Below are 26,881 nucleotides of genomic sequence, written 5' to 3'. Positions count from 1 at the left end.
TACATTCTGTCAACAGTCGTTGGCTGGCGAGGATGTAGGGGGAGGCACGGTCGATCGTATTACCAAGAGGGAATGCCGGGGCGTTTCCGCCCCGGCACATCATATCGATCACGCCGCTTTGGCAATTGCGCCATGCGGGTCGAGAACGAATTTCGTCGCAGCACCCTGGTCGAAGCTCTCATAACCCTGGGCGGCATCCTCAAGCGAGATCACCTTGGCATTGACGATATCGGCAATGGGCAGCCGGTCGTGCAGGATCGCCTGCATGAGCTGGCGGTTGTATTTAAGCACAGGTGTCTGACCGGTGTGGAAGGACTGCGCCTTGGCCCAGCCGAGACCGAAACGCAACGACAGGCTGCCCTGCTTGGCCGCATTGTCCACCGCGCCCGGATCCTCCGTGACATAGAGGCCGGGAATGCCGATGGAGCCTGCGGCACGGGTGATTTCCATCATCTGGTTCAGAACGATCGCCGGCTGCTCGCCGCCGGAATGTCCACGTGCTTCGAAGCCGACGGCATCGATGGCGCTATCCACTTCATTCGTGCCGACCACCTCTGCGATCATGTCTCCGAGACGGTCGCTCTTCGAGAGATCGATGGCCTCGAAGCCGACGCGGCTGGCATGGGCGAGGCGATCCTTGTTGAAGTCGCCGATCATGACGACGGCCGCGCCGAGGATACGGGCTGATGCCGCCGCTGCGAGGCCGACCGGGCCGGCACCTGCGACATAGACGGTGGAGCCGACGCCGACGCCGGCTCTGACGGCACCGTGGAATCCGGTCGGCAGGATGTCGGAAAGCATGGTGAGATCACGGATCTTGGCCATTGCCTTGTCGCGGTCGGGGATTTTCAAGAGGTTGAAATCGGCATAGGGGATCGTGACATAACGGGCCTGACCGCCGATCCAGCCGCCCATGTCGACATAGCCGTAGGCGCCGCCGGCCCGCGACGGATTGACCGTCAGGCAGACGCCGGTGTCCTGTGATTTGCAGCAGCGGCAGCGCCCGCAGGCAACATTGAAGGGCACGGAGACGATGTCCCCGACATCGAGCATTTCGACGTCGATGCCTTTTTCGATGATCTCGCCGGTAATTTCATGTCCGAGCACCAGACCCGGCATGGCGGTGGTGCGGCCACGGACCATATGCTGGTCCGAACCGCAGATATTGGTGGAGATGACCTTCAGGATGACGCCATGTTCGATACGACGCCCGTCCGGTGCCTCGAGTTTCGGATCGTCAATGTCGCGGACTTCCACTTTTCCGGGCCGCAAGTAGACGACGCCACGGTTCTTGCTCATTTCCGTCTCCTCCGTTGAAATGCAGCAACGCGCCAGCAGCTCCTCCCGCAGCGGTTGCCTGTCACAGAGTAGACCAGAAAGATCTGAGCGCCGTCCCGAAAGCGACGCCTTGCGGGCGGAAACGGCAAAACCGGGTCAAAGGGCAGGGCGCTCGATACGGTCCGGCCACCCGCTTCGGCGGACTCGAAGACAGGTGGCCTTTCCCCGGCAGGCGGGGTGCGTCCTGCCAGGGCGCCGCATTAGCACCGTCGTGACGGATACAATATCAAAACGGTAGCTCCCTTTTGACGTGGGTTCCGCTATAGTTGCAGGGATAGAGCCTGGGGGCCATCATGACGCAGCGCGGCCGTGCCTTCGCAGACATCGTCTACACTATCCTGATCGTGGAGAAGGCCTATCCGGTAGAGGTCGTCGCGACCGCGCTGGGCATGAATTATGCGGCCTTTCACTCACGTCTGATCAGCCGAACATGTTTTTCCGCAGAGGAAATCCAAAATCTGCTGGAAGTCGTGCCGGATCCGCGCTTGGCATCCTATCTGTTCGAGAAGAGTATCTTTGTTGCGGCGGAGCGTTCTTCCGACTGGCAACAGCAGCAGCCTGCCGGGTCGCTGCAGCGGGGCGCCACCCGCGTGGTCATCGAGGCGACGGACGTGCTCGAAATTGTGGATGCCGCACTTGCCGGAGGCGGGATGGATCACCGCAAGCAGCGACTGGTGCTCAAGGAAATCGAGGATGCGGAGAGGGCGCTCGCATCCCTTCGCCTCTCTCTCAACGGCGCCTATGCCGGGCCGTCCTTGCGCATCAGTAAAAGATAGGCTTCACCCTCTTCCTCGAGCGAGAGCATCGCCTCGATGATCGTCAGGCGCGTCTCCTCAAGGAAGGACTTCCTGGCGCCGCCGGCGGTCGCCAGCTGCCGTTCCACGGAAAGAAGCCGAAGTTTCAAGAGGTTTTTCTGGCGCACAATGCGTGCATATTCCTGGAGGGGACGAGAATGGTCGGAAGACATGCGAAAGCCGGTGATTTTTGCTGACGCATCTAGCAAGCCCGACCGAGGCTTCGCCATCAAAACGATCCTGTCGTTTTTACGCGGGCCTACGAACAGATCGGAACAGATCCCGAAGCGACTGCGCGCTTCGGGATCCTGTCTTCAAACCTATCGAACCGCTGCCGGAAGTACCTCGAATTTCCAGAACTTGTCCGGCTGGAAGTAGGTCGTGGCAAACTGGCGAATGTCCTCGGCGGTGACTTTGTCATAGCCGGCAAGATTGTCGCGTATCCGTTCCAGACGGCGAGGGTCCGTTTGGGCGCCGTTCAGATATTGCACCCAATATTCGTTGCTCTGCTGCTGGTGTTTCAACGTCTCGATAATCGGTGCGCGAGCCCTGACCAGTTCGTCCGGCGAGACATCTTTCGATCTGAGGTCATTAGCGATCTTGTCCACGAGCGCATAGAAATTCTCGACCTTGTCCGGCGTTGTCTCGACATAGAGATAGGCGTAGCCATAGCCTGGAATGTCCCACGACAGATCCATCGCGCCCTGCGGACTGTAGGTCGCGCCTTCGGCAATCCGGAACTGGTCGATCAGCCTGTTTTCGAAGATCTGGCCGGCGATGTTGGCGACAAAGCCCCGCTGCATGTCCGAGAGCATATCGCCAACGGGGGCAGCGACAATCGCCGCGGCGTTGTCGCTCCGGCCGTTATGAGTCCGCATGACGGGTTTTTCGGTGGGGGCGGGGAAACGCACATCGTTTGCAACGTTGTCTGTTGTTGCATCCGGGCGAGCCGGCAAAGCCCCGAAGGTTTCAGCCGTCAGACGGATTGCTTCGTCCGCCGTTATGTCGCCGACAATGGTGATATCGATCGGGCCTGCGGAAATTTGCGGCCGGAACAGCGCTTCGAAATCTTCCAGTTTCGTGGCAGACAATTGCGCCTTGTCCGGGAAAGTCCAGCGCGGGTCGCCGGAATGCACAAGGCCTGCGAAATCGCGGCCGATGACGGCCCCTGGCGTCGCCTCATACTGATCGAGGTTGTTCAAATAGGCTTGCCGGACGCGCTTGAAAACTTCCGGCCGGTAGGTGGGATCGGAAGTGTAGGCGGCCATGATCTGCAGTTGCGTCGCCAGATCCCCCGTCTGTGTCTGGCCGGTGAACTGGAAGGAGCTGTCATCCACCGAGAAGTCGATGCCGGCGATTTTGGCGGCCAGCGCTTTCTGTAAATCCGGGTAATCCATTGCCTTGGTGCCCGACAGGACCACGGCCGGCGATGTCCAGATCGGCAGGGGACGGTCATTCGGCAGTCCGAGCCGGCCGTGACCAATATCCTCGCGTACCAGCACTTCGTTGGCGCGCAGCTTGGTCGGCTTGATGGTCAGCCGCACGCCGTTGGCAAAGCGCACCATGGTCAGGCCGAGATCCTCGACAACGCGGCGTTCGACAACAGCGCCGGGTTCGCCGAAATGGGTATAGGGCCAGGCGACCGCCGCTGCGGCGGACGGCGCAGTGACCGGAACGGCACGGGAAGCGTCATATGCCTGCCTGATGTCGCTGGCGCCACCCTTTGGCGCCTGAGCGGTCTGCAGGACGAGCTGCGGGCCGTTCCCGGAAAAGACGCGCGCGACAACCTCGTTGACCTCGGCCGCTGTCAGCCCCTTGGTGATCGTCTCGAACATCGAAAGATCTTCCGCGGGGGAGGTGAAGACCTCATTGTCGTCCACGCTGCTCGCCAGCATGGAGGCGATGTCGGTGCTTGTGCGCGTCGCAGCACCGGCGGCGGCGGCTTCAAGGAGAGAGCGATATTCGACGATTTCCCGGTCGAGCTCGGCCTGCTCGGCGCCGAATTGCTGGAAACGGCGCTGTTCCTGATCGATGGCCGCGAGCGCCTGCTGCCATTTGTCCGTCTCGGAATTTGCGGTGACGACAACGATATGGGCCGAGTCGAAAAGATCCTGAGAGCCGACGGCGGCGCTGATGAAGGGAGCATTGGCCCTGTTGGCCATGGCGCCTAGCCGACGTTTGAGTACCAGAAGACCGAGATCTTCGACCAGCTGCTGGCGACGCTTGGCAAAAGTGTCAGGCGAAGCATCATAGGGCCGCGTCCAGGCGATCTGAACATTCGTTGTGCCGCCCGGAACCGCGATGACCTCGGCGCTTTCGCTTTTCGGCTTCAGCGTGCCGAGATCGGGCTTTGGCGGGGCAGGGATGGCAACCTTCCAGTCGCCAAAGCGCTGCCTGATCTCCAGTTCCATGGCAGCGGGATCGACATCGCCCACCACGATCAGCGTGGCGCGATCGGGCCGATAATTCGCATGGTAAAAATCACGCAGCAGATCGACAGGGGCATTGCTGATGATGTCGACCTTGCCGATCGGCGCGCGCATCGTCACGCGCTGGCCGGCGAGCATGGAATTCGTGACGCCGATCGCCGCGCGGTATTGCGGCGTGTCGCGCAGCCGCTCTTCCGAAAGGATGACGCCGCGCTCGCGGTCGAAGGCGCCGGCATCGAGCGTCAGCTCGCTTGCCGTCTCGCGCATCAGCATCAGGCCGGTGGAAATCGTATCCGCGTCAACCTCGGGCAGATCGAGCGAATAGACGGTCTCGTCATAGGAGGTGTTGGCGTTGGTATCAGGCCCGAAGGCCAGGCCTTTGCGCTGCAGGATACGGATCATCTCGTCCTGTCCGACATGCGTCGAGCCCTTGAAAGCCATATGCTCGAGGAAATGCGCAAGCCCCTGCTGGTCATCTCTCTCGTCCAGCGAGCCGGCGCCAATCCGGAAACGGATGGCCGCTTGTCCAGTTGGCGTGGCATTGCGCATGATCGCAAACCGCATACCATTTTCGAGCGTGCCGAAGCGTATGCCGGGTTCAGCCGGCAGGTCGCTGATCGTCTGCGGCCACGGCGCGGATGGATTTTCCGCAAGGGCCGGTGAGCCTGAGATGAAGAGTGCGGCAAGCGAGGCCGCTGCCAGGAACCTAGAAAGAATAGGAAACCTCATATGTTTAAGGGGCATTTTGTCCTGGTGCCGAGCACGGGGTGTTTGACTTCGGCCGGACTATCAGACAGGTCGCGACTCGCATCAACGTCTATTTTCCGTCATGGATAAGAGTTGAGAAAATGCACCTATCTATAAAATCAGGAAAATTTGAGGAAGGTCGGTCGGACTTCGACTTTACCTGCGAGAAACGTACCAGCTTCCGGAGTTCAGCCCGCCGTTCTCAAGCCATTCATGCGCTGTCACACAGTAGCAGCCATTGAGATCCGGAATCAGCTTGTCGACGAATGTGTTGCGCTTGAGCTCACGAAAGATCGTAGATCGATGCCGTCCGGGCTTCTCGGCAATGATCTCGACAGCCGCGGCGCCAGCGGGCGATCTTGCGTCGTTCATCCACATCGATATGCGAGTAGGTAGGTTTCATCGCGTCTTCCTTGCGAGTGACAACCCATTGGTATCATTCGGAAGTCGCACTTTATCCTTGAACTCACCTCTTCGTACACAAAGATCGCATAAGATAGATTATGGAACTAAAACAGATACCCAAACCACATCACCCCTAATGCTAGCCCACTACTGCGCCGCCTGCATCTCCGGCTGCGGCCACCGCTGCAATGCGTCGCGTCCGGCCTCCGTCAGACCGTAGACGCCTCTGTCGAGCCGTTCGAACCAGCCATAGACATTGGACAGCAGGATCTTGCCAGCCTCCGGCACGCCGGATCGGATGTCACGTACGCGCAACGGACCTGATGCCAGTGCTGCTGCGCAGCCAAGCGCCTGCTGGCGATATGCCGTCATGACCGGAGCGCGCGTACTGCCGCCAAGCGCCGGATCTCCGCGTCGTTTCTGGTGCTCGCGCATCAGCCTCGAGCGTCGCTTCGGATTGGTCCGCGGCATCGGTGACACGGAGCCGACAATGACGCTGACGTCGCCGGTGTCGGAAATCCCGAGCATGCCGATGCCAAGCCGCCGGCAAAGGTCGCGGTAGCGTTTGTCTGCTTCCCGGCCTTTGCCCTTGGCTGAAATTCGCGCGGCGATCCAGACTTCGTCAGATACGGCCGCGCGATCGACGGCCTGCAGAATGAGCTCCAGATTGAAGCTCATCTTCAGCTCGCAGACGACGACAACAGGCGGATCGTCATCGCTCAGGCCGACGAGATCGCAGCCGGCGACTTCGCCCTTGACGACATAACCTGCCTTTTCGAGAAAGCCTTTCACGGGCAGATAAAGCGAAGTTTCCATGGGCCTGCAGATCGAAGAAGAGAATCGTTCCATAATCTACATCGATCCGCTGATACGGGACACCGCATCGATTGCCATCAGCCGGATTGCCTGGGATAGCGTGGATGGGCATTATCGCATCCCTTCCAAGGTTGACGGAAAACCCTCAAGACGCTAGCACGCTCGAAGCGTATTCCGGGGGTAATTCAATATGGATATTTTCACAGCGGCCGGTTTGACGGCTCTGCTGCAGGTCATTGCTATCGACCTTGTTCTCGCCGGCGACAATGCCGTCGTCATCGGCCTTGCTGCTGCCGGCCTGGAAGCCACGCAGCGTCGCAAGGCAATCATTGTCGGCATTCTGGCGGCAACGGTGCTCCGCATCCTGTTCGCATCCGTGGCCGTCTATCTGCTGGCAATCGTCGGATTGCTGCTCGCCGGCGGCCTGTTGCTGCTCTGGGTCTGCTGGAAGATGTGGCGTGAGCTGCGTGCCGGCCATGGTGAAGAACATGCGGCCGAGGCTGGCGCAGCTGCGCCGAGGAAGACCTTCTTTCAGGCTGCGACACAGATCGTCATCGCCGACGTTTCCATGTCGCTGGACAATGTTCTTGCCGTTGCCGGAGCCGCTCGCGAACATCCGAGCGTGCTGGTGCTGGGCCTCGGTCTTTCCATTGCGCTGATGGGCATCGCCGCGAACTTTATCGCCCGCCTGCTCAACAAACATCGCTGGATCGCCTATGTCGGCCTGCTGATCATTCTCTATGTTGCACTCGACATGATCCATCGCGGATATCTCGAAGTCGCGCCTTTTATCGGCGCCTAGAGCTCGACTTCGAAGCTCATCTGATCGAACGCCGGCACCACATGGTCCGGCGTTTCAGCCATAACCACGTCATAATCGAGCGGCGTATGCATATGCGTCAGGATTGCCCGTTTCGGCTTTAGCCGCTCGATCCAGTCCAGCGACTGTTCCAGTGAGAGATGGCTGGGGTGATAGGCATATTGCAGGGCATCGATGATCAGCATGTCGAGCTTTTGCAGCTTCTCGACCGTCTGCGGCGGAAAATCGCTGACATCGCTGCAATAAGCCACATTCCCGATGCGGAAGCCGAGCGAATGGATATCACCATGCTGTTGCAGATGCGGCATGAAGGCGATCGTTCCGCCCGGGCCATGGATTTCAACGGGCTTTTCCAGATCCTCGATCACGATTGGCAGCACGATCGGCGGATAATTGCTGCCCGGCGGTGTTTCCAGGCAGTAGCCGAATGCTTCCCGCAACCTGCCCATGGTGAACTGGTCGGCAAAGATCGGCACGCGGCGGCGGGTATTGTGGAAATAGCCGCGCAGATCGTCGATGCCGTGAATATGGTCGGCATGCGGATGCGTGTAGAGGACAGCGTCCACATGATCGACCCCTGCCCTGATCATCTGCTCGCGAAAATCCGGACCTGTGTCGATAACGACAGTCGTTGCCGCGCCGCTGGCCGAAAACTGCTGAACCATAAAGGCTGCGCGTGTTCTCTTATTCTTCGGATTGTTGGGGTTGCAGGCACCCCAGTCACCTGTAATGCGCGGCACGCCGGGTGATGACGAGCAGCCGAGAATGGTGAACCGCAGCCGCCGTGTCACGCCGCTAGATCCTCGGCATCTTTGAAAACAGGCGGAAAGCGTTGTCAGTCGTGATCCGTGCGACTTCCTCGTAGGGAAGGCCGATCGTATCGGCCAGTACCTCGGCCGTATTCACGACGTATGACGGCTCGTTGCGCTTGCCGCGCCAGCGTTTGGGCGCCAGATACGGCGCATCGGTTTCGACAAGCAGCCGGTCGTGCGGAATGGTCTTTGCGATCTCTCGCAGCTCTTCGGATTTCGGAAAGGTCAGGATGCCCGAAAAGGAGATATAGCCGCCGAGCTCGACGCCAGTCTTCGCAAGCTCCGGACCGGCCGAGAAGCAATGCAGGATGAAGGGGAAGGCCCCCTTCCCTGTCTCCTCGGTCAGGATCGCCGCCATGTCTGCATCGGCGCTGCGGCTATGGATGACGAGCGGAAGCTGTGTTTCCCGGGCAGCGGCAATATGGCGGCGAAAACCGGTCTGCTGGTCCTCCGGTTTCTGCGTGTCATAGAAATAGTCGAGACCGGCTTCACCGATTGCGACCACCTTCTGATGCGCGTTGGCAAGCCGCACCAGATCTTCCGTCTGAATATCCAGCTCGTCGCCCGCATTATTGGGATGCGTGCCGACGGAGCAGAAGACCGACGGATATTTCTCGGTGATGGCGAGCAGTCCGTCGAGCTTGCGCACGCGGGTGCAGATCGTCACCATCTGCGCCACACCGGCCCCATGGGCACGTGAAACGATCTCGTCGCGCTCCGCATCGAAATCGGCAAAGTCCAGATGGCAATGCGTATCGACCAGCACGGCTTTAAGCCTCCGGAGCCACGTAGCGCGGGAAGACCGGCGCCGGCGCCTCGATCGGCGTTCCTGGCACCAGGCGGCCCGCTTCGCCAAGGCTCGTGAAATCGCGCTTGTCGGCCGGAGCAGCCACGAGGTCGAGCAGCTTGCCGGCCGATTCCGGCACGAAGGGCTGCAGCAGGATCGCGATCTGGCGCACCACTTCTGCGGTTACATAGAGCACGGTACCCATGCGCACCGGATCGGTCTTCTTGAGCGCCCAAGGCTGCTGACCGGCGAAGTAGCGGTCGGTTTCCGAGACGACGGCAATGATAGAGGCCAACGCGCGGTGAATGAGCTGCTTGCCCATGTCTTCGCTTGTCGAGGCATGCAGCGCATCGGCCTGGGCCAGCATTGCCTTGTCCTCATCTGTCAGCGGTCCGCATTCCGGGATCTTGCCGTCGCAATTCTTGAAGATCATCGACAGCGAACGGCTGGCAAGATTGCCGATGCCATTGGCAAGATCGGAATTGATACGCGTGCCGATCGCCTCTTCGCTGTAGCTGCCGTCCTGTCCAAAGGAGACTTCGCGCAGGAAGAAGTAGCGCACCTGGTCGAGACCGAAATGGTTCACCAGATTGACCGGATCGACGACGTTGCCGAGCGACTTCGACATCTTCTCGCCCTTGTTGAGCAGGAAGCCGTGGGCGAAGACGCGCTTCGGCAGCGGCAGCTTCGCCGACATCAGGAAGGCCGGCCAGTACACGGCATGGAAACGGATGATGTCCTTGCCGATGATATGCACGTCGGCCGGCCAGTATTTCGCCCGCGGTCCGTTGCGGTCTTCGATATAGCCTGTAGCAGTGATGTAGTTCGTCAGCGCGTCGACCCAGACATACATGACATGGGCGGGATCGTTCGGTACCTTGATACCCCAGTCGAAGGTGGTGCGCGAAATCGACAGATCCTTGAGGCCCGATTTGACGAAGGAGATCACCTCGTTGCGGCGCTCGGCCGGGCCGATGAAATCGGGGTTTTCCTCATAGTGCTTCAGCAGCCGGTCCTGGTATTCGGAGAGCTTGAAGAAATAGCTCGCCTCTTCCACCCATTCGACTGGCGTACCCTGCGGCCCGTAGCGCACGCCGTCGGCGCGCAGCTCGGTTTCGTTTTCCTGGTAGTAGGCTTCGTCGCGCACGGAATACCAGCCGGCGTAGGAATCCTTGTAGACATCACCGTTGTCGGCCATCAGGTTCCAGATGTTGCGCGAAGTCTCGTGGTGACGCTCCTGCGTGGTGCGGATGAAGTCGTCGTTCGAAGCATTGAGCAGCTTCGCCATCGCCTGGAATTCACCGGAATTGCGGTCTGCAAGCGCCTGCGCCGTGATGCCTTCGGCGCGCGCCGTCTGCTGCATCTTCTGGCCGTGTTCGTCAGTCCCCGTCAGGAAGAAGACATCCTTGCCGTCGAGGCGCTGGTAGCGCGCCATGGCATCGGTCGCAATCAGCTCGTAGGCATGGCCGATATGCGGCTTGCCGTTGGGATAGGAGATCGCGGTCGTGATGTAGAAGGGGGTCTTGTCTGTCATGGCGGCCAATTCCGGCTTACTCTATAAATCGTCCGCCGCTCTTAGCGCATGTCTCGCACAAGCGAAACATCAAGTTTGGCGGCCGCCTACGATTTCACGGACGCTAGGCCTCGAACTTGACTCACGTTCGGGCGCCATCTACCCCTTGTCCGGCAACGGGGTGGGACAGACGCGAAGTGCCATTTTTCATCGATCGGAATAGTCATGGCCGCGCGCCTTCGGAGGCGCATATTTGACGTTCGAGCCTCTCTATTCCCTGTCCGGTCTCATGGTGGGAGCATTGGTCGGGATCACCGGCGTCGGCGGCGGTTCGCTGATGACGCCGCTACTCGTGCTCCTTTTCGGTGTCCACCCGGCAACCGCCGTCGGGACCGACCTTCTCTATGCAGCAATCACCAAGACGGCCGGCACGGCTGTTCACGGCATGCATGGACGCGTCAACTGGAAGATCGTCGGCAGTCTGGCGGCCGGCAGCGTGCCCGCCGCGCTGTCGATGCTCTGGCTCATGGCCGGCGTCGACCGTAAAAGCATTGGCGTCACGAATACCATCACCACCGCGCTCGGCTGGCTGCTGGTCATGACCGCAATCATGCTGATTTTCCGCAGTCAGATCCTTGAATTCGCCCGTCGTGCCATCGGTGAACGCATGCCGCCGAAGCCGGCAAGCATCGTCGCCTTCACCGTCGTTCTGGGCTTCGTGCTCGGTGTGCTCGTCACGCTGACATCGGTCGGCGCCGGCGCTCTGGGGGTGACGATCCTGCTGATCCTCTACCCCAGGCTCGACGTGCGTGAGATCGTCGGTTCGGATATCGTCCACGCCGTGCCGCTCACCCTGATCGGCGGTATGGGATACTGGTTCATCGGAGAGATCGACTGGGCAATGCTCCTTGCCCTGCTCGTCGGTTCCATTCCCGGCATCATCCTCGGCAGCCTGCTTGCGCCCAAACTGCACGAACGCACCATCCGCATTGTGCTCGCCATTACGTTGACGATTGTCGCCTGGAAGCTGTTGACGGGCTGACCGGAGGAATTCCTGCAAACTGTGCGGCGGTTTCGCGTCCGCAAATGCTTAAAAACAAAGACGCTTCAGGCGCGCGGTTGCTTGATTTCGGAAAGCACTTCCATGATCGTCTGCTTGCGATCGAGATTGTAAGCGCCGGAGATGGTCAGTTTCTCCGTGATTTCGGAATAGAGCCGCGCAAGGCGGTCGGCCGCCGCGATCTGTCCCTCCCCGGCAGCAAGGCGCGCGCGGTTCATCACATCATCGCCGACATGGCTTACGAAGAAATCAAAGATCGTCTCGGCTTCCCTGCCGGAAAGTGCATCTGCAAGCCGATGCATGGCCTTGCGTGCCGCAGGTCCCTCGGAGGACAGAACCTCGTTATAGGCCTGGATGATCTCGCCGCCGCCATAGTTCAGTAGTTTCAGAGCCTCACCGACACTGCCCTTTGCGGCAGAAAGCAGGGCGTGCCCCTCCCCCTCGATGCCGAGATGGGCAAGGGCTGAAACAAGGGCGCGATCGTCGAGCGGCGCAAGCTTCAGCGGCAGGCAACGCGAGCGGATCGTCGGCAGTAGCTTGCCCGGCGCATGCGACAGAACGAGGAACATTGCGCGCTTCGGCGGCTCCTCGAGGATCTTCAGAATGGCGTTTGCCGCATTCCGGTTCATGTCGTCGGCGGGATCGATGATGACGATACGCCAGTTGCCCGTGCCTGAGGTTTGCGAGAAGAATTTGCCGGCCCGGCGCACTTCGTCGATGGTGATTGCCGATTTGACCTTGCCGGTCTTCTCGTCGACAGGGCGGGAAAGATGCAGGAGATTGTGTGAGGCTCCCGAGGCGATCTGTCGGCTGACGGCCGAGGCCGGATCCGGATCGGCAATGCGCTCCGGTGCGCCCGCGGGATCGGGATGCGACAGAACGTGATTGGCGAAGCGGAAGGCCAGCGTCGCCTTGCCGATGCCCTCCGGCCCCTCGATCAGGATTGCATGATGTCCTTTGCCCGAGCGGTAGAATTGCGCCAGGAAATCCTCTGCCTCTTCATGGCCGAAGAGCTTCGTATTCTCGGCTGGCCATATGGCGCCGTCGAGCAGACCGGGCCTCTCCTCACTCATGATGGGCCGCTTCCGGCATCCGAACTTCGGCTGATGGTTTCAGCAATTGCCTGACGATGGTAAGGATCTCCGTGGCGATCGCCTCTTCCGTCTGCGTGGCATTGACGACATGGCAGCGTTCAGGCTCGCGCGCGGCGATGTCCAGATAGGCCTCGCGGCGCTTCTCGTGCGTTTCGAGCGTTTCCTTCTCGAACCGGTCGGGACCGTCGGCATTTCGCTTGCTGACGCGCTCCAATCCCTGCTTGGCCGGAATATCGAGGATCAGCGTACAGTCGGGCATCACGCCATTGATGGCGATGCGCTGCAGCGTCTCGATGAAATCAGGTTCCAGATTGCCGGTGACGCCTTGATAGACGCGCGAGGAATCCATGAAGCGGTCGCAGAGCACGATCTTGCCCGTGTAAAGCGCCGGGCGGATGATCTCTTCCACATGATCGTTGCGGGCGGCGGCAAAAAGGATCGCCTCCATGCGGGTGCCGAAGGCTTCCGCAGCGCCTGAAAGCAGCACATGGCGCACCGCTTCGGCGCCTGGCGAACCGCCCGGTTCCCTGGTCAGCAGCACGTCATGGCCATCGGCCTTCAATGCCTCGGCAAGTCGGCGGATCTGCGTGGACTTGCCCGCGCCCTCTCCGCCTTCAAACGTAACGAACAAACCCTTACCGGATGACAATGATACTTTCCCGCATTCTGAGCGCCGTGCTCTTTCTCTATCTATCCGAAGATAGTGCGCAGCGAAACCTTTTGCCGCGGCGACATATTCGCCTTCCCCGGCAAATTACGGCTATCTGCGCCCGAAAAGAAGCGTCAGCTCTGCTCGGACTTGTCCCATAGCCAGGAGAAGAACAGCGATTCGCCAAGCTCGAGCAGCGCATCGATCGCACGGCTGCTGAGCGAGCCCACCTCCACGGATTGCACCGTATAGAGCGGCACTTCTCGCAGCATCCTGTTGCCGGAAACGATCCGCAGCGTGCCGACTTCCGTATCCGCCTTGACTGGCGCCATCAGTGGCCAGTGATAGACGATGCGGGCAGCAAGCCGGTCCGGATTGTTGATCGGAATGTAAACGCTGACCGGCGCCTTGGCGACGAGATCAACTGTCCGCGCCGTGCCGCCATAGACACTTGCCGCTCCGATGACTTCCGTGTCTGCAAAGACCTGACGGCTCTCGAAGGCTGTCAGCCCCCATTCCAGCACGCGCTTGGCCTCTTCCGTGCGCTCCTTGTCGGAGGCGATGCCGGCAAGCGCCACGAAGAGCCGCCGTCCGTTGCGCTGCACGGAGGCGACGATTGAATAGCCCTCGCCTTCCGTGAAGCCGGTCGCGAGACCGTCCGCTCCGAGATCCATGCCGAGCAGTGGATTACGGTTGCGCTGGAAGATCTTGTTCCACTCGAAATCAGGCTGGGCGAAATAGGAATAGAGATTGGGATAGGATGTCTGCAGATTGGTGGCGAGCGTCACAAGTTCCTTGGCCGTCACCTTGCTCTTGCCATCCGGGATTCCGGTTGAATTGCCGAAGACGGCCTTGTCCATGCCGAGGTCGCGTGCGCGACGCGTCATCGATGCCGCAAACTGGTCTTCGCTGCCGCCCATGCCCTCGGCAAGGATGATGCAGCCATCATTGGCGCCCTGGATCGCCACACCCTTGATCAGATCCTCGACACGAACCCTCGATTTCAGCGCCGCAAACATCGTGGCGGCACGCGAAGGCGCGCCGCCCGTGCGCCAGGCGTATTCGGAGACGGGATATTCGGTATCGAGTGAAATCTGCCCCTTGCTGACGGCATCGAAAACGAGATCCATCGTCATCAGCTTCGCAAGCGCGGCGGGTGCGAAAACCTGGTTCTCGTTCTTGGCGAGAAGTACAGTGCCGGTCGAAGCTTCGATCATATAGGCCTGCGCGGCCTTGGTGACGAAACCGGCCTCGGTTCCCTCTGCCGCAACGGCAGTAGAAGCAGGCAAAAGCAGGCATGCAAGAAGGCGAAGCAACGGCTTCAACATCGCAATTCCCATTGATGGTGCGGGTTGACTCAGGAGGGTAAAGCGAGCCGGAAGCCGATGCAATTACACTTTATCGTTGGGCTTTATCGCGCCTTTGCGCTGCCGCCATTCTGGCGCTTGAAGGAGGCGAGAATGGATTCCTGCGTCAGACCGTCATTTCGCACCATCACGGCATCGAATGCGAGCGGAACCTTCACGGTGATCGCATCCTGATAGTTCATCGCAAGCGACGCGCCCTTCGACCAGCCGTTCGGGCGTTCAAGGGGAATGGGTCCGATTTCCGGCAGGACCACGGCCTGTTCCATCGCCTGCGCGCCATTGGCGAAAGCCGGGGGCGGCTGCAGGAAATGGCCGCCTGCCGGCGCCCGCATCGGCACGGGGGCCTGAGCCGGCGCCGCATTGTATTTGGCACTCGGCGAGTTGCCCGCATAGGCAGCGGACGAGAATGGCACCGGTACGCTGTCAGGCGAAGGGTCGGAATAGCCGCCGAGGCTCTGCAACTGGTCGCCGGTGATCTTCTTGCTGTTGGAGGCAACCATCACGCCGCTCGCGATCTGCCCACCGCCCGGATAGATGCCCGGAAGACGGCTGCCCTTCGGAACATAGGAAGCCATCAGATAGGGCATATCATGACCGTCGAGCGGCGCCTTGCCGACATACTGAACCCGAACGTTGCCCGTACCGCTGTGCTGCAGGTCGAGCATGGATGCGGTCTTGTTCGAAAGGTCGATGATGCGACCTTCGTGATAGGGACCACGGTCGTTGACGCGGACGATCACGGACGAACCGGTTTCAACGTTCGTCACACGCGCATAGCTCGGCAGCGGAAAGGTCGGATGCGCAGCGGAAAGATGCATCTGGTCATAGACTTCGCCGTTCGCAGTCAGGCGGCCGTGGAAGGCAGAGCCGTACCAGGAAGCGATGCCCACCTTGTTATAGGAGTAGTCCTCCCTCGGGTAATACATCTTGCCCTTCACCACATAGGGATCGCCCACCATGTAGCGGCCACCGCCCTTGGGGATATTGTTGCCGTTGGCAACACGCGGGCTGGCTTTGACGCCATACTCGCTTTCGGAGAAATATTCCTTGCCGTGGGATTTCTTCTTGGGAACCGCCTGCGTTGTGCCGCAAGCCGCCACCGTTGCGCACACCGCCGACAATGCCAGCCACCGTGCCGCCGTTGCGAAAGACGCCGCCCCGTAATTCAGTTTCATATGCCCCACGCCACCAAAGACCGTTATGGTTAAGGAACTCACTCGTGAATGAGTTGGAGTGCCTTATTCCGTGCCTTCCTAACGAGACTTTAATCTTGTGGATATCATGGCGAATTTGCGAACGATTTCGGCACGATAGCGATAATTCGAATGATTATGGTTAATATTTGGTTGATTTTAATCTGTGCGGGAATGAAATCGCGCATGTATTTCCGCATGTTGAACCGTTTCGGATCGTGACAGTACCTTTTGGCAACCACGATGGTCTGCCCCGCAGCAGGACACATTATGGCAGTTTATCCGTCCGAACTGTCAGAGCACATTGACGCTGAAGTCCGAACCGCTATAAAGCCAGCCGAACCGCGATTTGGCCGTCGGCGGGACGAGTCCTTGTCAAAACGAGGGCCTGTCAGCAAGGACGGACCGGATCAACTGGATGGAAGAGTGTCCGAGTGGTTTAAGGAACCGGTCTTGAAAACCGGCGTGCGGGAAACCGTACCGTGGGTTCGAATCCCACCTCTTCCGCCATCCGTTATTGAATCTATTGGCTGCTTTTCCTCCTGTCGCCGAGTTCCTCATCGCTTGTTCCGGCGAAGACGACCCGGGCCCGGCATCAAATCGTATTTCACCATCCTCTTGATTTTGGGATAGGTTCGCCCGAACGATATCTGAAAGCTGGATTGCGTTGTCCGGGCTCCCAAAACAGCGAGTTCAGTAACGCGGTTGGAGGATGGAGGGGAATTGCATGGCGGAGGTACTGGACCTCGACTGCGTCGTCGTGGGCGGAGGGGTCGTGGGGCTTGCGGTCGCGCGCGAACTTGCAATGTCCGGCCGCGATGTGGTTCTTCTCGAGGCGGAGCCGATAACCGGCAGCATTACATCGGCCCGCAACAGCGAGGTCATCCATGCCGGGCTCTACTATGCCACCGGCAGCTTGAAGGCTGAACTCTGCGTTGCCGGAAAACATCGGCTTTACGACTATTGCCGGGAGAGAAATATCCCCCACAGGGCCTGCGGCAAACTCGTTGTCGCGGCGAGTGAGGAGGAGGTTGGATATCTTGAAAAGCTGTCGAGGCAGGCTGCCGCCAATGGCGTCGAAGACTGCTATCTGATTGATGCTGCGGAGCTTGCTCTCAGGCAACCACAAATCAGGGGCTTTGCAGCACTTGTCTCGCCGTCAACCGGCATTATCGACAGCCATAACCTCATGCAGGCCTACATCACGGATATAGAGGCGAATGGCGGAGCCGTTATCTGCAATTCTCCAGTCATCGACGGTGAGTTCACTGCCGACAAGGTTCGCCTCGCAGTCGGCGGCCGCGACCCGGTAGAGATCGAAACACGCCTTGTGGTCAATGCGGCTGGCCTGAACGCCTGGGCCCTGTCAGAAAGCCTGGGCGGCCTGGACGCTGGCACGATCCCGCCGCGTCACTACGCCAAGGGATGTTATTTCGCTCTATCCGGCGGTGCGCCCGCATCGCAGCTGATCTACCCCGTCCCTGAGCCCGGCGGCCTCGGAGTGCATCTGACACTCGACCTTGCTGGCCAGGCACGTTTCGGCCCCGATGTCGAGTGGATCGAGACGATTGACTATAACGTCGATCCGCGTCGAGCAGACAAATTCTATTCCGCAATCCGCCGCTATTGGCCCAATCTGGCGGATGGCGCGCTGCAGCCCGCCTATTCGGGTATCCGTCCGAAAATCGCCGGACCGGCTGTGGGCGGCAGTGGTGACTTTGTGATCCAGGGGCCGGAGCAAACCGGTCACCCTGCCTATGTGGCACTCTACGGAATTGAAAGCCCCGGCCTGACCGCCTCGCTCGCCATCGGGCAGAGGGTGGCAAGACTTGCCGGATAGACAATCTTCTGTCGTCCGCCGGCTTTGATCGAGCGAGAGCCGTAGAGATCCTATCGACCAAAGTCTCTTCTCTGATAATGCAAATTGAGAATGCTCCGGTTCCAGGTGATTTAATATTAGGTGTAGCGCATGTAATGACGTGGCAATTTTACTTAAATTACATGCTTAACTACTTATTAATGAGCGGCTTGCGCAGTTGAGGCGATAAACTATGCTTGCTCCCAATAAAGGGAGGATATGATGTTCAATAAGAGCTTGCTGATGCCGGCTGGCTTTGCCGCATTGGCCTTTTCCGGCCTGATGTTTCAGATCGCGACACACGCACTCTCGACGCCAGTGACGGTGCTTCATCCCTGACGCCGCCAAACCGCTGCCGCGACGGAACTTATTTCGATTGTGCGCGTTTTATCTCACGTTTTGCCTAGGAGGGAGATCACTATGGAAAACGAAGGTGTGGGTTGGATTGCAGCCATCATCATCGGCGGCTTCGCCGGATGGCTGGCGGAGAAATTCATGAACAGCAACATGGGCGTGTTCATGAACATATTGCTCGGCATCATCGGCGCGATTGTCGCCAACTGGATTCTCGGTATCCTTCATATCCAGCCGTTGACCGGCTGGCTCGGATACCTGGTCACGGGTTTTGTCGGGGCATGCATCCTGATCGCGCTCGGGCGCCTCGTCCGCCGCTGACCTGACACGGAAAGATCGCTGGAAAGATTGAAAAGCCGGACGTCCTGCGTCCGGCTTTTTTCATTATCGGCGGCTGAGGAGACCGAAGAGATAGGCGACGCCTGCCGTGATGGCAATCGCGGTCAGGGGCTCTTCACGCACCTTGTCGCGGACGCGCTCGGTCATGACAGAGGCTTCGTCGGCCACTGCGGTCTTTGCGCCCTGCCCCAGAGCGATCACGCTCTCCGAAAGGCGGGCCAGATCCTCGCGCAACGCAGCAACCTGCGCGGACAGATCTTCGGCGGCAACTTCAGCCTTGACGCGCGCAGCGGTGGATTCGGCGGAAGCGGTTTTCAATTCGGCCATGGTCTGCTCCTGTTTGATGGAATGCCGCTTCAACGAAATGAAGACTGGAAAGGTTCCGCAATGTAGCATCTTTTGTCGCTCGCGGCGGGTCAGCGAGAGCGTGTGCAAGCCTCGCAAGCTTTTCGTGCGACAAGCCTTCATTTCCTCGCAGCTTTGTTTTATGGAACGACGAATGTCTGCCCTTCCGGGGCCAATGATAATGCGAGGTTTGCGTTTCCATGTTCCATTTTCTGAGAAGAGCTGCTCAGACCTGGGTTGCCAAGCTGCTCCTGCTCCTCCTCGTCGCCTCCTTCGGCATCTGGGGCGTGTCGCGTGAGCTGATAAGCGGCGGCAACAGCACGACGGTGGTCACCGTCGGCGACCAGCATGTGGACGTCAACGAATTCCGCCTCGCCTATCAGCGTCAGATTGCTTCTCTGAGCCAGCAGTTCGGCATGCGGCTCACACCCGAACAGGCGCGCGCTTTCGGCGTTGAACAGCAGGTCCTCGCCCAGCTCGTTGCCGGCGCCTCGCTCGATCAGCTTGCCGATGACATGGGGCTCGGTCTTTCCGAGGACCGTCTTGCCCAGCTGATCGGTGACGATCCGGCTTTCAAGGCAGTCAACGGCCAGTTCGACCGCTCGCTCTTCACCTCGCGTCTGCGCAATGCCGGCATTCGGGAAGACGACTATATCAAGGATCGCAGCAAGCAGGCTGTCCGCAGCCAGATCATCGAGGCCGTTGCCAACGGCTTCCAGGCGCCTGCGACGCTCGTCAACGCGCTGAAACTCTATGGCAGTGAGAGCCGCAGCGTCGATTACCTGCTGCTCACGAACGCCAATATCGAGCCGATCAAGGCGCCGGCCGATGACGTGCTCTCCAAATGGTTCGAAGATGCCAAGCAGCGCTATCGCGCACCGGAATACCGCAAGATCGCCTACCTGAAGCTTCAGCCGGATGATATCGCCGATCCCGCGACCGTCACCGACGACCAGATCAAGGAAGCTTTCGACAAGGCCAAGGCGGCTTACACGACGCCGGAAAGCCGCACGCTGGAACAGTTGACCTTTGCCAGCAAGGATCTCGCCAATGCGGCCGAGACCGCGCTGAAGACCGGTACGAGTTTCGATCAGCTCGTTACCGATCAGGGCAAGACTGCGGGCGACGTGCTGCTCGGAGAATTCACCAAGGACAAGGTTCCGGATCAGGCCGTTGCCGACGCCGCCTTCGCCGTCAAGACCGATGGCGGCACGACGCCTGTCGTCGACGGCAGCTTTGGACCTGTGATCCTGCGCGTGACCAACATCAAGCCGGAGACCACCAAAAGCTTCGACGAGGTCAAGGAAGAGCTCCGCAAGCAGCTTTCGGTCGCCAATGCTTCGCAGGAAGTGATCAACGTTCACGACCGTATCGAGGATATGCGCGCCGGCGGCACATCTCTTGAAGAGATCGCCAACCAGCTCAAGCTGAAGGCCGTCGTCATCGACGCCATCGACATGACGGGTGCCGACAAGGACGGCAATCCGGTCAAGGATATCCCGGCGCAGCAGCAGCTTCTGGCCGAAGCCTTCAAAACCGATGTCGGCGCCGATGCGGTTGCCATTTCCGTCGGCAATGACGGCTATGTCTGGTTTGATGTGCGCGACATCATGCCCGAGCGTGACCGCCCGCTTGCCGAAGTGCGCGACAAGGCCGTTCAGGACTGGACCGCCGAGCAGCAGAAGGCCGAGCTTGCCAAGAAGGCAGCCGAGTTGAAGACCGAGGCGCAGAAGGGCATGTCGCTTGCCGATATCGCCACGCCGCTCGGCATCGCCGTCGAAAGCAAGAGCGGCTTTACCCGCTCGACCGACGATCCGGTTCTCGGTCGCGCCGGCATCAACGCAGCCTTCTCGGGCCCTGTCGATACCGTCGCAGCAGCCGTTGGCGCCGATCCGAGCACCCAGATCCTGCTGAAGGTGACCGAGGTCAACGACCAACCGACGACCGATGCCCTTGATAACCGCGACCAGCAGATCACCGCCATGGCAAATGCCGCCGGCGACGATATTCTGGATCAGATGGTCAACCTGTTGCAGAGCCAGTACGGCACGCAGGTCAACCAGAAACTCGCCGAACAGGCGACCGTCCGCTAGGGGGAAGCGACGCATGACCGATCTGAAGCCGCTTCTGGCCAAGGCAGCAAGCCGCGAGCCCCTGACCCGTGACGAGGCCCGCCAGGCCTTCGATATCCTGATGTCCGGCCAGGCAACGCCTTCGCAGATCGGCGGCTTCCTGATGGCGCTTCGCGTTCGCGGAGAGACGGTCGACGAGATCGTTGGCGCTGTCACCACGATGCGCTCCAAGATGCTGCGGGTGGAAGCGCCTGCCGACGCGATCGATATTGTCGGCACAGGCGGTGATGCCAGCGGCACCTACAACATATCGACGCTGGCGGCGCTGATCGTCGCCGGCGCGGGCGTCCCGGTCGCCAAGCACGGAAACCGCGCGCTGAGCTCGAAATCCGGCGCCGCCGACAGCCTTGCGGCCCTTGGTGTCAATCTCGAGGTTACCCCGGAGATGATCACCCGCTGCATCGCAGAAGCCGGTGTCGGCTTCATGTTCGCGCAGCAGCATCATTCGGCCATGCGCCATGTCGGGCCGACGCGCGTCGAACTCGGAACGCGTACCATCTTCAACCTGCTCGGTCCCCTCTCCAATCCGGCCGGCGTCAAGCGCCAGCTTCTCGGCGTCTTCGCGCCGCAATGGGTGGTACCGCTTGCCGAAGTCATGCGCGACCTCGGCGCCGAGAGTGTGTGGGTCGTCCATGGCGACGGCCTTGATGAAATCACGACGACCGGCACGACCAGCGTTGCAGCGCTCGAAAACGGCAAAATCCGTACCTTCGAGCTTTCGCCTGCTGATTTCGGTGTGGCGCCTCGCGTGCTCGCCGAGATCAAGGGCGGCGACGGCACCGTCAATGCTGCAGCGCTGCGCGAGGTGCTCGGCGGCGCCAAGAACGCTTACCGCGATATTGCGCTCGCCAATGCCGCCGCGTCCCTCGTCATCGCAGGCAAGGCAGAGACGATCCGTGACGGCATGACGCTTGCAACGGAATCGCTCGATAGCGGCGCAACGGCATCTGCGCTCGATAAACTGATCGCCGTATCCAACGATATCGACTAGGATCGTCTCATGACCGATATCCTGAAGAAGATCGAAGCCTACAAGCGCGAGGAAATCGCTGCCGCCAAGGCAAGGACCTCGCTTGCCGATCTCAAGGCCATGCAGTCCGGGCAGTCCGCGCCGCGCGGTTTCCACAAGGCGCTCATCGCCAAGCGCGATGCCGGAGAATTCGGCCTGATCGCCGAGATCAAGAAGGCAAGCCCCTCCAAGGGGCTCATCCGTCCTGATTTCGATCCGCCTGCTCTCGCCAGGGCTTACGAAGCCGGTGGTGCTGCCTGCCTTTCCGTGCTGACCGATACGCCGAGCTTCCAGGGCGCACCGGAGTTTCTGACGGCAGCGCGCGCCGCCTGCGCACTGCCCGCACTGCGCAAGGATTTCATGTTCGAGACCTATCAGGTCCATGAAGCCCGCGCCTGGGGTGCCGACTGCATCCTGCTCATCATGGCCTCGCTCAGCGATGACGATGCCGAGCGCCTGCAGGACGAAGCCTTCTCGCTTGGCATGGATGTGCTGGTCGAAGTCCACGATGCGCCGGAAATGGAACGTGCGCTCAAGCTGTCTTCGCCGCTCGTCGGTATCAACAACCGCAACCTGCGCACCTTCGAAGTCAGCCTCGCTGTCAGCGAGACGCTGGCTGCAATGGTTCCTGACGATCGTCTTCTTGTCGGCGAAAGCGGCATCTTCACCCATGAGGATTGCAAGCGTCTGCAGGCCGTCAGGATCAATACCTTCCTCGTCGGCGAAAGCCTGATGCGCAAGGATGACGTCGCGGCCGCCACACGCACTCTCCTGACAGGCGAAGCCGCAATCGCGGCCGAATGAGCATGAGCGGCGAAAAGCCAGGCCTCACCCATATCGATGCCTCCGGCGAGGCGCATATGGTTGATGTTTCCGACAAGGCCGAGACCGTGCGCATCGCCACTGCCGAAGGCCACGTGAAAATGGCGCCGGACACGCTTTCGCTCATTCGTCAAGGCAATGCCAGGAAGGGCGACGTCATCGGTACCGCTCGCCTTGCCGGCATCATGGCCGCCAAGCGGACGGCCGACCTCATTCCTCTCTGCCATCCGCTTATGCTGACAAAGGTCACGGTCGAGATCGAGGAAGATGCCGACCTGCCCGGCCTGCGGGTCACGGCCACTGCCAAGCTCACCGGCAAGACCGGTGTGGAGATGGAAGCGCTGACTGCCGTCTCCGTCGCGTGCCTGACGATCTACGACATGGCCAAGGCCGCCGACAAGGCGATGGAGATCGGCGGTGTCAGGTTGCTTGAAAAATCCGGCGGCAAATCCGGAGATTTCCGCCATCCGGAGGCAAGATGAACCTTCTGCCGGTCGCCGAGGCCTTAAGCCGCCTGCTGTCCAGTGCCGCGCCCGTCATGGCGTCCGAAACGCTGCCGCTCGCAGAGGCTGAGGGTCGCGTTCTGGCCGCCGACCTCACGGCAGGTCTGACCCAACCGCCGTTCAACTCCTCCGCCATGGATGGCTATGCGCTGCGCCGTAAGGATGCGCCGGAGCCAGGCGCCGTTCTGAAGGTCATCGGCACATCGTCTGCCGGCCACGGTTTCGAAGGTAGCGTTGGTCCGGGCGAGGCCGTCCGCATTTTCACCGGCGCACCTGTACCGTCGGGTGCCGATAGCGTGTTGTTGCAGGAGGACGCGGAAAAGATCGAAGGCGGTATCAGAACCAATTTCCCGGTGCGGCAGAACCAGCATGTTCGCCCACGCGGTCAGGATTTCACCGAAGGCGAAATGGTATTGCCCGCCGGTACGATCCTCGATTTCTCGCGGCTGACGGTCGCGGCCGGCATGAACCGGCCCGATGTCGAGGTGTTGCGCCGTCCCCTCATCGCCATTCTTGCGACCGGTGACGAACTTCTGCCGCCCGGAAGCACCCCTGGTCCCTCACAGATCATCGCCTCCAACACCTTTGGCGTCGCGGCCCTTGCCCGCCGCGCCGGTGCCGACGTGCTCGATCTCGGCATCGTGCCTGATGACAAGGCGAAGATCACGGCAGCGATCGACAAGGCGCGCAATGCGAAAGTCGATGTGGTCGTCACCCTCGGTGGCGCCTCGGTCGGCGATCATGATCTGGTGCAGGCGACATTGATCGAAGCCGGCATGCAGCTCGATTTCTGGCGCATTGCCATGCGCCCCGGCAAACCGCTGATGGTCGGCAGCTTCGGAAAGACCCATGTTCTTGGCCTCCCCGGCAATCCCGTCTCGAGCCTCGTCTGCTCGCTGCTCTTTCTGGAGCCTCTGATCCGTAAGCTTGGCTCGCTGCCATCAGTTCCGCGCGAGACGATGGTGGAGGCCGCCGTCACGCTGCGTGCCAATGATCACCGTCAGGATTATGTGCGCGCCAAGCTCTCGAAATCCGCTGTCGGCGGCTGGCTTGTCGAACCCTTCGACAAGCAGGATTCATCGATGATGAAGACCTTCGCCCATTCGGACTGCCTCATCATTCGCCCGCCGCATGCGCCGGAATTGCCGGCGGGAGCCACCTGCCCGGTCATGCTTCTGCGGCCAGATCTCCTCGCCTGACATTTCTTGAGGCGACCGCAAGCCAGAAGCAGAGCTGTGCCAGCACGCTTGCGCCGAGGATGACGGTCGCCGCGGCAAGTCCGGGGTCACCGCCTATGCCCGAAAGCGCACTGCAGATAGCGCCGACGGCCATCTGCGTCGAGCCGTAAAGGCCGGAGGCCGAGCCGGTGACTTTCGGATTGACGCTGACGGCGAGCGTCAGCGCATTGGGCGAGGCCACGCCCGCGCCGATCGTATAGACCATGATCGCAGCCATCATCGGCAGAAGCGTTAGATGATGGCTCACGGCGAGGCCGAAGAAGACCAGTGCGGCAGCAATGCTGACGAGATTGGAAATCACCATCAGTCGCTTCATCGCAAACCGGCCGATCAGCCGCGTGGCGATCATGCTGCCGATCCAGTAGCCGAAGATCAACAGTGCAAGACAAATGCCGACCTCCGTTGCCGGGCGGCCAAGCTCGTTGATGACGATGAACGGGGCGGATGCCGTGAAGGCATACATGGAGGTCGTCGCGCAGCCGCCGCCGATGGCATAGCCGACGAATGAGCGCGACGCGAGCAGCCCCAGATAGTCACGGCTCAGTGACTTCATGGAGGTCTCGGAGTTGCGGGTGCCGGTTTCCGGCACCTTGCGCCATGTCAGCAGCAGATTGACGATGCCGAGCGCGCAGAGGGCCACGAAGATCGAACGCCAGCCGAGCGTAGAAGCAAGCGCGCCGCCGACGATCGGGGCAAGCCCCGGCCCGACCGTGACCATCAGGTTCATGATCGCAAGCCGTTTGGCCGTTTCATCGGGGCTGGAGGTGTCGCGTACGATGGCGCGGGCAATGACAAGCCCGGCGCAGCCACCGAAAGCCTGGAAGAGCCTGGCCGCGATCAGCGCATGCACGCCGGGCGAGACAAGCGCGGCGACGCCGGCGAGCGTATAGAGCACAAGCCCGCTCATCAGCACCGGCCGGCGTCCGTAGCGATCCGAAAGCGGACCATAAACGAGCTGACCGACGGCAAGGCCGAAAATGTAGAGACTGACGGTCAGTTGCATCTCGCCGATCGAGGCACCGAGATCGGTGGCCGCTGCCGGAAGCGCAGGCACGAAAATATGCATGGCCAGAGTGCCACTGAAGGTAATGAGCCCGAGCAGCCAGACCGGTATGCGACGCTTTGCGCCAAGTGGTCGCGCTTCGCTCATCGGGCCTGGATGCGTATTCACTGTTCTGGTTCCTCGAGCTGCCGGGCAAGTACGTCGCTGATGTGATCGAGCACGCGCCACGTGGTTTCGATGTCCTCGCGCGGCAGCAAGGCAAGCGCCTCCTCGCGGATGCCCTGCGCCACGCGTTCGACCGCCTCCACGGTCCTCCTGCCCTCTTCCGTCAGCAGGATTTCCTTTGCACGCCTGTCTTCGCCTTCTCGTCGCTCGACCAGTCCCGCCTTCTCCAGATTATCGATCAGGCGTACGACCGAGGAATTGTCGAGTGAGAGCGAGGCGGCCAGTTCCTTCTGGTGCATCGGGGTCGGCGAGCGGGCGATACGCAGCAGCGGCAGCCATGTCGCTTCCGTCAGCCCGAAAGGCTGCAAACGCAGATTGGCGACACGCCGCCAGTAGCGAGCGGTCTGGGAGATGAGGCTCCCGAATGAGGTTGTGATCTTGTCGTCGGTCATGTCAATATCGATGGGATAGCAATAAATGACATGTCATCTATTGTGGCGCAAGACGAAAGTGTGATTGGTGCGTCGTTTCAAGCGATGCACTTTTCTCGGTTCACTTCAGTCGGAAAACAGCGCTGTCGGCGGTCGAGAGGCTCTGGGCTCCGCCAAAATCCGGAACCGCATAGTTTGCAAGCCGCAGCAGTGAATACGTTGGAAGGGGCGCCCTGCCGGGATCGCCGACGAGCACATCGAGACCGGCCATGCGGCAGCGTTCGAGAAACGGCAGGACACGCCCCGCCAACGCCTCGTCATAGAAGATATCACCGGCCAGCATTACCTCGGCAGCAGGCGGAGCATCTCCCATGATGTCGCTGAGTTGCGTCTCGATCATCACACCATTCGCTGCAGCGTTCAGCAGCGTAGCAGCAATCGCCTTGTCATCTATATCAACGGCCAGCGCATGTGCTGCACCGCATTTCATTGCCGCAATAGCGACAAGACCGGAGCCGGTTCCGAGATCGATGATGCGTTTGCCGGCAACCGTTTCGGGATGGTCGAAGAGATAGCGCGCAAGCACGGCGCCACCTGCCCAGGGATAGGCCCAGTAGGGCGGCATCAGGTCGGAATCGTCAGCCATTGCAAGCCGATAGAGGCCGCTCCTCGGTGTCGCCGTATGCAGCCTGACCTTAGGTATGGAAGGCACTTCCGAAAGCGGCAGGTTCGCCTTGATGAAGGCCGTCAGGTCGAGACGATCATCTGTGGACGCCGGTCTCATCTGCTATCGATTGCCTCGTTGCGACAGGCCTTCAGGCTCTCCGGACGGCATAATACCTCGCTGGACCTTTGTAT

26 protein-coding genes, 1 tRNA gene and 1 pseudogene are annotated in these 26,881 nt (G+C 60.5%); 12 read left to right on the top strand and 16 right to left on the bottom strand.

Annotated elements, in window-relative coordinates; genetic code table 11:
* Positions 1-108: 108 nt before the first annotated feature.
* Positions 109-1,299, bottom strand: coding sequence for a formaldehyde dehydrogenase, glutathione-independent (gene fdhA / locus FHX06_RS09295; RefSeq protein ID WP_112543842.1), 1,191 nt, complete (start codon positions 1,297-1,299; stop codon positions 109-111).
* 332 nt (positions 1,300-1,631) lie between these two features.
* Between fdhA and FHX06_RS09290 the strand changes: the two genes are divergently transcribed.
* Positions 1,632-2,114 (top strand): phage regulatory CII family protein, encoded by a 483-nt coding sequence (locus tag FHX06_RS09290; protein ID WP_112543843.1) that lies wholly within the window; start codon positions 1,632-1,634, stop codon positions 2,112-2,114.
* Here FHX06_RS09290 and FHX06_RS09285 read toward each other — a convergent pair.
* The 4 genes and pseudogenes from FHX06_RS09285 to FHX06_RS09270 form a co-directional block, all read right to left on the bottom strand.
* Positions 2,078-2,242, bottom strand: coding sequence for a hypothetical protein (locus FHX06_RS09285; protein WP_162710070.1), 165 nt, complete (start codon positions 2,240-2,242; stop codon positions 2,078-2,080). The two genes, FHX06_RS09290 and FHX06_RS09285, sit on opposite strands and share 37 nt — an antisense overlap.
* A 210-nt stretch (positions 2,243-2,452) precedes the next feature.
* Positions 2,453-5,305 carry a M16 family metallopeptidase gene (locus FHX06_RS09280; RefSeq protein WP_183879004.1) on the bottom strand — a complete coding sequence of 951 codons (2,853 nt, stop codon included), beginning with the start codon at positions 5,303-5,305 and terminating at the stop codon, positions 2,453-2,455.
* A 157-nt stretch (positions 5,306-5,462) separates the two neighbouring features.
* A pseudogene (locus tag FHX06_RS09275) lies at positions 5,463-5,711 on the bottom strand (helix-turn-helix domain-containing protein); the annotation flags it as partial.
* Positions 5,712-5,860: 149 nt separating this feature from the next.
* Complete coding sequence (locus FHX06_RS09270) at positions 5,861-6,529, bottom strand: DUF2161 domain-containing phosphodiesterase (protein ID WP_112543846.1); 669 nt, start codon at positions 6,527-6,529, stop codon at positions 5,861-5,863.
* Between FHX06_RS09270 and FHX06_RS09265 the strand changes: the two genes are divergently transcribed.
* Together FHX06_RS09265 and FHX06_RS09260 are read left to right on the top strand one after the other, a co-directional pair.
* Positions 6,528-6,686, top strand: coding sequence for a hypothetical protein (locus FHX06_RS09265; RefSeq protein ID WP_162728575.1), 159 nt, complete (start codon positions 6,528-6,530; stop codon positions 6,684-6,686). The two genes, FHX06_RS09270 and FHX06_RS09265, sit on opposite strands and share 2 nt — an antisense overlap.
* Before the next feature lie 33 nt (positions 6,687-6,719).
* The gene (locus FHX06_RS09260; protein WP_112543847.1) at positions 6,720-7,331 is read left to right on the top strand and encodes a TerC family protein; all 612 of its coding nucleotides are present in this window, start codon (positions 6,720-6,722) and stop codon (positions 7,329-7,331) included.
* Here the strand turns inward: FHX06_RS09260 and FHX06_RS09255 are convergent.
* The 3 genes from FHX06_RS09255 to metG are packed head-to-tail and all read right to left on the bottom strand — an operon-like array spanning position 7,328 to position 10,482.
* Positions 7,328-8,140 (bottom strand): MBL fold metallo-hydrolase, encoded by an 813-nt coding sequence (locus tag FHX06_RS09255; RefSeq protein WP_112968124.1) that lies wholly within the window; start codon positions 8,138-8,140, stop codon positions 7,328-7,330. The genes FHX06_RS09260 and FHX06_RS09255 overlap by 4 nt on opposite strands.
* Positions 8,141-8,144: 4 nt before the next feature.
* Entirely contained in the window at positions 8,145-8,927 is a 783-nt protein-coding gene (locus tag FHX06_RS09250) for a TatD family hydrolase (protein ID WP_113206209.1), read from the bottom strand.
* A gap of 4 nt (positions 8,928-8,931) precedes the next feature.
* On the bottom strand, positions 8,932-10,482 hold the full coding sequence (gene metG / locus FHX06_RS09245; protein ID WP_183879002.1) for a methionine--tRNA ligase: 1,551 nt from the start codon (positions 10,480-10,482) through the stop codon (positions 8,932-8,934).
* 232 nt (positions 10,483-10,714) lie between these two features.
* On the opposite strand from metG, the gene FHX06_RS09240 reads away from it, so the two are divergent.
* Positions 10,715-11,503, top strand: a complete 789-nt coding sequence (locus tag FHX06_RS09240) for a sulfite exporter TauE/SafE family protein (protein WP_183879000.1) — start codon at positions 10,715-10,717, stop codon at positions 11,501-11,503.
* Between the two features lie 65 nt (positions 11,504-11,568).
* Here FHX06_RS09240 and FHX06_RS09235 read toward each other — a convergent pair whose 3' ends face one another.
* The 4 genes from FHX06_RS09235 to FHX06_RS09220 form a co-directional block, all read right to left on the bottom strand.
* Positions 11,569-12,594: a DNA polymerase III subunit delta' gene (locus tag FHX06_RS09235; RefSeq protein ID WP_183878998.1), complete on the bottom strand. Its 1,026-nt coding sequence runs from the start codon at positions 12,592-12,594 to the stop codon at positions 11,569-11,571.
* Positions 12,587-13,264 carry a dTMP kinase gene (gene tmk, locus FHX06_RS09230; RefSeq protein ID WP_113213240.1) on the bottom strand — a complete coding sequence of 226 codons (678 nt, stop codon included), beginning with the start codon at positions 13,262-13,264 and terminating at the stop codon, positions 12,587-12,589. The genes FHX06_RS09235 and tmk overlap by 8 nt, the downstream gene beginning before the upstream one ends.
* A gap of 134 nt (positions 13,265-13,398) precedes the next feature.
* On the bottom strand, positions 13,399-14,592 hold the full coding sequence (locus FHX06_RS09225; protein ID WP_183878996.1) for a D-alanyl-D-alanine carboxypeptidase family protein: 1,194 nt from the start codon (positions 14,590-14,592) through the stop codon (positions 13,399-13,401).
* An 83-nt stretch (positions 14,593-14,675) separates the two neighbouring features.
* Positions 14,676-15,806, bottom strand: a complete 1,131-nt coding sequence (locus tag FHX06_RS09220) for a septal ring lytic transglycosylase RlpA family protein (RefSeq protein WP_113117075.1) — start codon at positions 15,804-15,806, stop codon at positions 14,676-14,678.
* Between the two features lie 438 nt (positions 15,807-16,244).
* Here FHX06_RS09220 and FHX06_RS09215 point away from each other — a divergent pair.
* From FHX06_RS09215 to FHX06_RS09205, 3 genes are all read left to right on the top strand, one after another.
* Positions 16,245-16,334, top strand: a tRNA-Ser gene (locus FHX06_RS09215).
* Between the two features lie 217 nt (positions 16,335-16,551).
* Entirely contained in the window at positions 16,552-17,664 is a 1,113-nt protein-coding gene (locus FHX06_RS09210) for an NAD(P)/FAD-dependent oxidoreductase (protein ID WP_113213238.1), read from the top strand.
* 438 nt (positions 17,665-18,102) lie between these two features.
* Positions 18,103-18,357 (top strand): GlsB/YeaQ/YmgE family stress response membrane protein, encoded by a 255-nt coding sequence (locus FHX06_RS09205; RefSeq protein ID WP_112547644.1) that lies wholly within the window; start codon positions 18,103-18,105, stop codon positions 18,355-18,357.
* Positions 18,358-18,420: 63 nt separating this feature from the next.
* Here the strand turns inward: FHX06_RS09205 and FHX06_RS09200 are convergent, their stop codons facing one another.
* A complete protein-coding gene (locus FHX06_RS09200) occupies positions 18,421-18,702 on the bottom strand; it encodes a hypothetical protein (RefSeq protein WP_112547781.1) in 282 nt (93 codons plus the stop codon).
* A 218-nt stretch (positions 18,703-18,920) separates the two neighbouring features.
* On the opposite strand from FHX06_RS09200, the gene FHX06_RS09195 reads away from it, so the two are divergent.
* Genes FHX06_RS09195 through glp form a run of 5 tightly spaced genes read left to right on the top strand, consistent with a single transcriptional unit; the run spans position 18,921 to position 24,385 of the window.
* Positions 18,921-20,813 (top strand): SurA N-terminal domain-containing protein, encoded by a 1,893-nt coding sequence (locus tag FHX06_RS09195; RefSeq protein WP_183878994.1) that lies wholly within the window; start codon positions 18,921-18,923, stop codon positions 20,811-20,813.
* A 13-nt stretch (positions 20,814-20,826) separates the two neighbouring features.
* Positions 20,827-21,843 (top strand): anthranilate phosphoribosyltransferase, encoded by a 1,017-nt coding sequence (gene trpD / locus FHX06_RS09190; protein WP_112547646.1) that lies wholly within the window; start codon positions 20,827-20,829, stop codon positions 21,841-21,843.
* A 9-nt stretch (positions 21,844-21,852) separates the two neighbouring features.
* The gene (trpC, locus tag FHX06_RS09185; protein WP_183878992.1) at positions 21,853-22,665 is read left to right on the top strand and encodes an indole-3-glycerol phosphate synthase TrpC; all 813 of its coding nucleotides are present in this window, start codon (positions 21,853-21,855) and stop codon (positions 22,663-22,665) included.
* Between the two features lie 2 nt (positions 22,666-22,667).
* Positions 22,668-23,165 (top strand): cyclic pyranopterin monophosphate synthase MoaC, encoded by a 498-nt coding sequence (moaC, locus tag FHX06_RS09180; protein WP_183878990.1) that lies wholly within the window; start codon positions 22,668-22,670, stop codon positions 23,163-23,165.
* The gene (gene glp, locus FHX06_RS09175) at positions 23,162-24,385 is read left to right on the top strand and encodes a gephyrin-like molybdotransferase Glp (RefSeq protein ID WP_183878988.1); all 1,224 of its coding nucleotides are present in this window, start codon (positions 23,162-23,164) and stop codon (positions 24,383-24,385) included. The genes moaC and glp overlap by 4 nt, the downstream gene beginning before the upstream one ends.
* On the opposite strand, the gene FHX06_RS09170 is transcribed toward glp, so the two are convergent.
* From FHX06_RS09170 to FHX06_RS09160, 3 genes are all read right to left on the bottom strand, one after another.
* A complete protein-coding gene (locus FHX06_RS09170) occupies positions 24,354-25,595 on the bottom strand; it encodes a multidrug effflux MFS transporter (protein ID WP_312866489.1) in 1,242 nt (413 codons plus the stop codon). The genes glp and FHX06_RS09170 overlap by 32 nt on opposite strands.
* Positions 25,592-26,044: a MarR family winged helix-turn-helix transcriptional regulator gene (locus tag FHX06_RS09165; RefSeq protein WP_112968139.1), complete on the bottom strand. Its 453-nt coding sequence runs from the start codon at positions 26,042-26,044 to the stop codon at positions 25,592-25,594. Before FHX06_RS09165 ends, FHX06_RS09170 begins: the two co-directional genes overlap by 4 nt.
* Before the next feature lie 100 nt (positions 26,045-26,144).
* The gene (locus tag FHX06_RS09160) at positions 26,145-26,807 is read right to left on the bottom strand and encodes a class I SAM-dependent methyltransferase (protein WP_183878986.1); all 663 of its coding nucleotides are present in this window, start codon (positions 26,805-26,807) and stop codon (positions 26,145-26,147) included.
* Positions 26,808-26,881: the final 74 nt, after the last annotated feature.

Source organism: Rhizobium sp. BK512, assembly GCF_014194915.1.
Classification (GTDB): Bacteria; Pseudomonadota; Alphaproteobacteria; order Rhizobiales; family Rhizobiaceae; genus Rhizobium.
Note: the sequence above shows the minus strand (reverse complement) of the source record. Positions and strands in the feature narration are given on the sequence as shown.

What these genes read in the sequence shown, in the direction of transcription:
- fdhA (WP_112543842.1), bottom strand. Translation starts at nt 1,299, where the DNA reads ATGAGCAAGAACCGTGGCGTCGTCTACTTGCGGCCCGGAAAAGTGGAA.
- FHX06_RS09290 (WP_112543843.1), top strand. Translation starts at nt 1,632, where the DNA reads ATGACGCAGCGCGGCCGTGCCTTCGCAGACATCGTCTACACTATCCTG.
- FHX06_RS09280 (WP_183879004.1), bottom strand. Translation starts at nt 5,305, where the DNA reads ATGCCCCTTAAACATATGAGGTTTCCTATTCTTTCTAGGTTCCTGGCA.
- FHX06_RS09265 (WP_162728575.1), top strand. Translation starts at nt 6,528, where the DNA reads ATGGGCCTGCAGATCGAAGAAGAGAATCGTTCCATAATCTACATCGAT.
- FHX06_RS09270 (WP_112543846.1), bottom strand. Translation starts at nt 6,529, where the DNA reads ATGGAAACTTCGCTTTATCTGCCCGTGAAAGGCTTTCTCGAAAAGGCA.
- FHX06_RS09260 (WP_112543847.1), top strand. Translation starts at nt 6,720, where the DNA reads ATGGATATTTTCACAGCGGCCGGTTTGACGGCTCTGCTGCAGGTCATT.
- metG (WP_183879002.1), bottom strand. Translation starts at nt 10,482, where the DNA reads ATGACAGACAAGACCCCCTTCTACATCACGACCGCGATCTCCTATCCC.
- FHX06_RS09235 (WP_183878998.1), bottom strand. Translation starts at nt 12,594, where the DNA reads ATGAGTGAGGAGAGGCCCGGTCTGCTCGACGGCGCCATATGGCCAGCC.
- FHX06_RS09225 (WP_183878996.1), bottom strand. Translation starts at nt 14,592, where the DNA reads ATGTTGAAGCCGTTGCTTCGCCTTCTTGCATGCCTGCTTTTGCCTGCT.
- FHX06_RS09220 (WP_113117075.1), bottom strand. Translation starts at nt 15,806, where the DNA reads ATGAAACTGAATTACGGGGCGGCGTCTTTCGCAACGGCGGCACGGTGG.
- FHX06_RS09210 (WP_113213238.1), top strand. Translation starts at nt 16,552, where the DNA reads ATGGCGGAGGTACTGGACCTCGACTGCGTCGTCGTGGGCGGAGGGGTC.
- FHX06_RS09205 (WP_112547644.1), top strand. Translation starts at nt 18,103, where the DNA reads ATGGAAAACGAAGGTGTGGGTTGGATTGCAGCCATCATCATCGGCGGC.
- FHX06_RS09200 (WP_112547781.1), bottom strand. Translation starts at nt 18,702, where the DNA reads ATGGCCGAATTGAAAACCGCTTCCGCCGAATCCACCGCTGCGCGCGTC.
- FHX06_RS09195 (WP_183878994.1), top strand. Translation starts at nt 18,921, where the DNA reads ATGTTCCATTTTCTGAGAAGAGCTGCTCAGACCTGGGTTGCCAAGCTG.
- trpD (WP_112547646.1), top strand. Translation starts at nt 20,827, where the DNA reads ATGACCGATCTGAAGCCGCTTCTGGCCAAGGCAGCAAGCCGCGAGCCC.
- trpC (WP_183878992.1), top strand. Translation starts at nt 21,853, where the DNA reads ATGACCGATATCCTGAAGAAGATCGAAGCCTACAAGCGCGAGGAAATC.
- moaC (WP_183878990.1), top strand. Translation starts at nt 22,668, where the DNA reads ATGAGCGGCGAAAAGCCAGGCCTCACCCATATCGATGCCTCCGGCGAG.
- glp (WP_183878988.1), top strand. Translation starts at nt 23,162, where the DNA reads ATGAACCTTCTGCCGGTCGCCGAGGCCTTAAGCCGCCTGCTGTCCAGT.
- FHX06_RS09165 (WP_112968139.1), bottom strand. Translation starts at nt 26,044, where the DNA reads ATGACCGACGACAAGATCACAACCTCATTCGGGAGCCTCATCTCCCAG.
- FHX06_RS09160 (WP_183878986.1), bottom strand. Translation starts at nt 26,807, where the DNA reads ATGAGACCGGCGTCCACAGATGATCGTCTCGACCTGACGGCCTTCATC.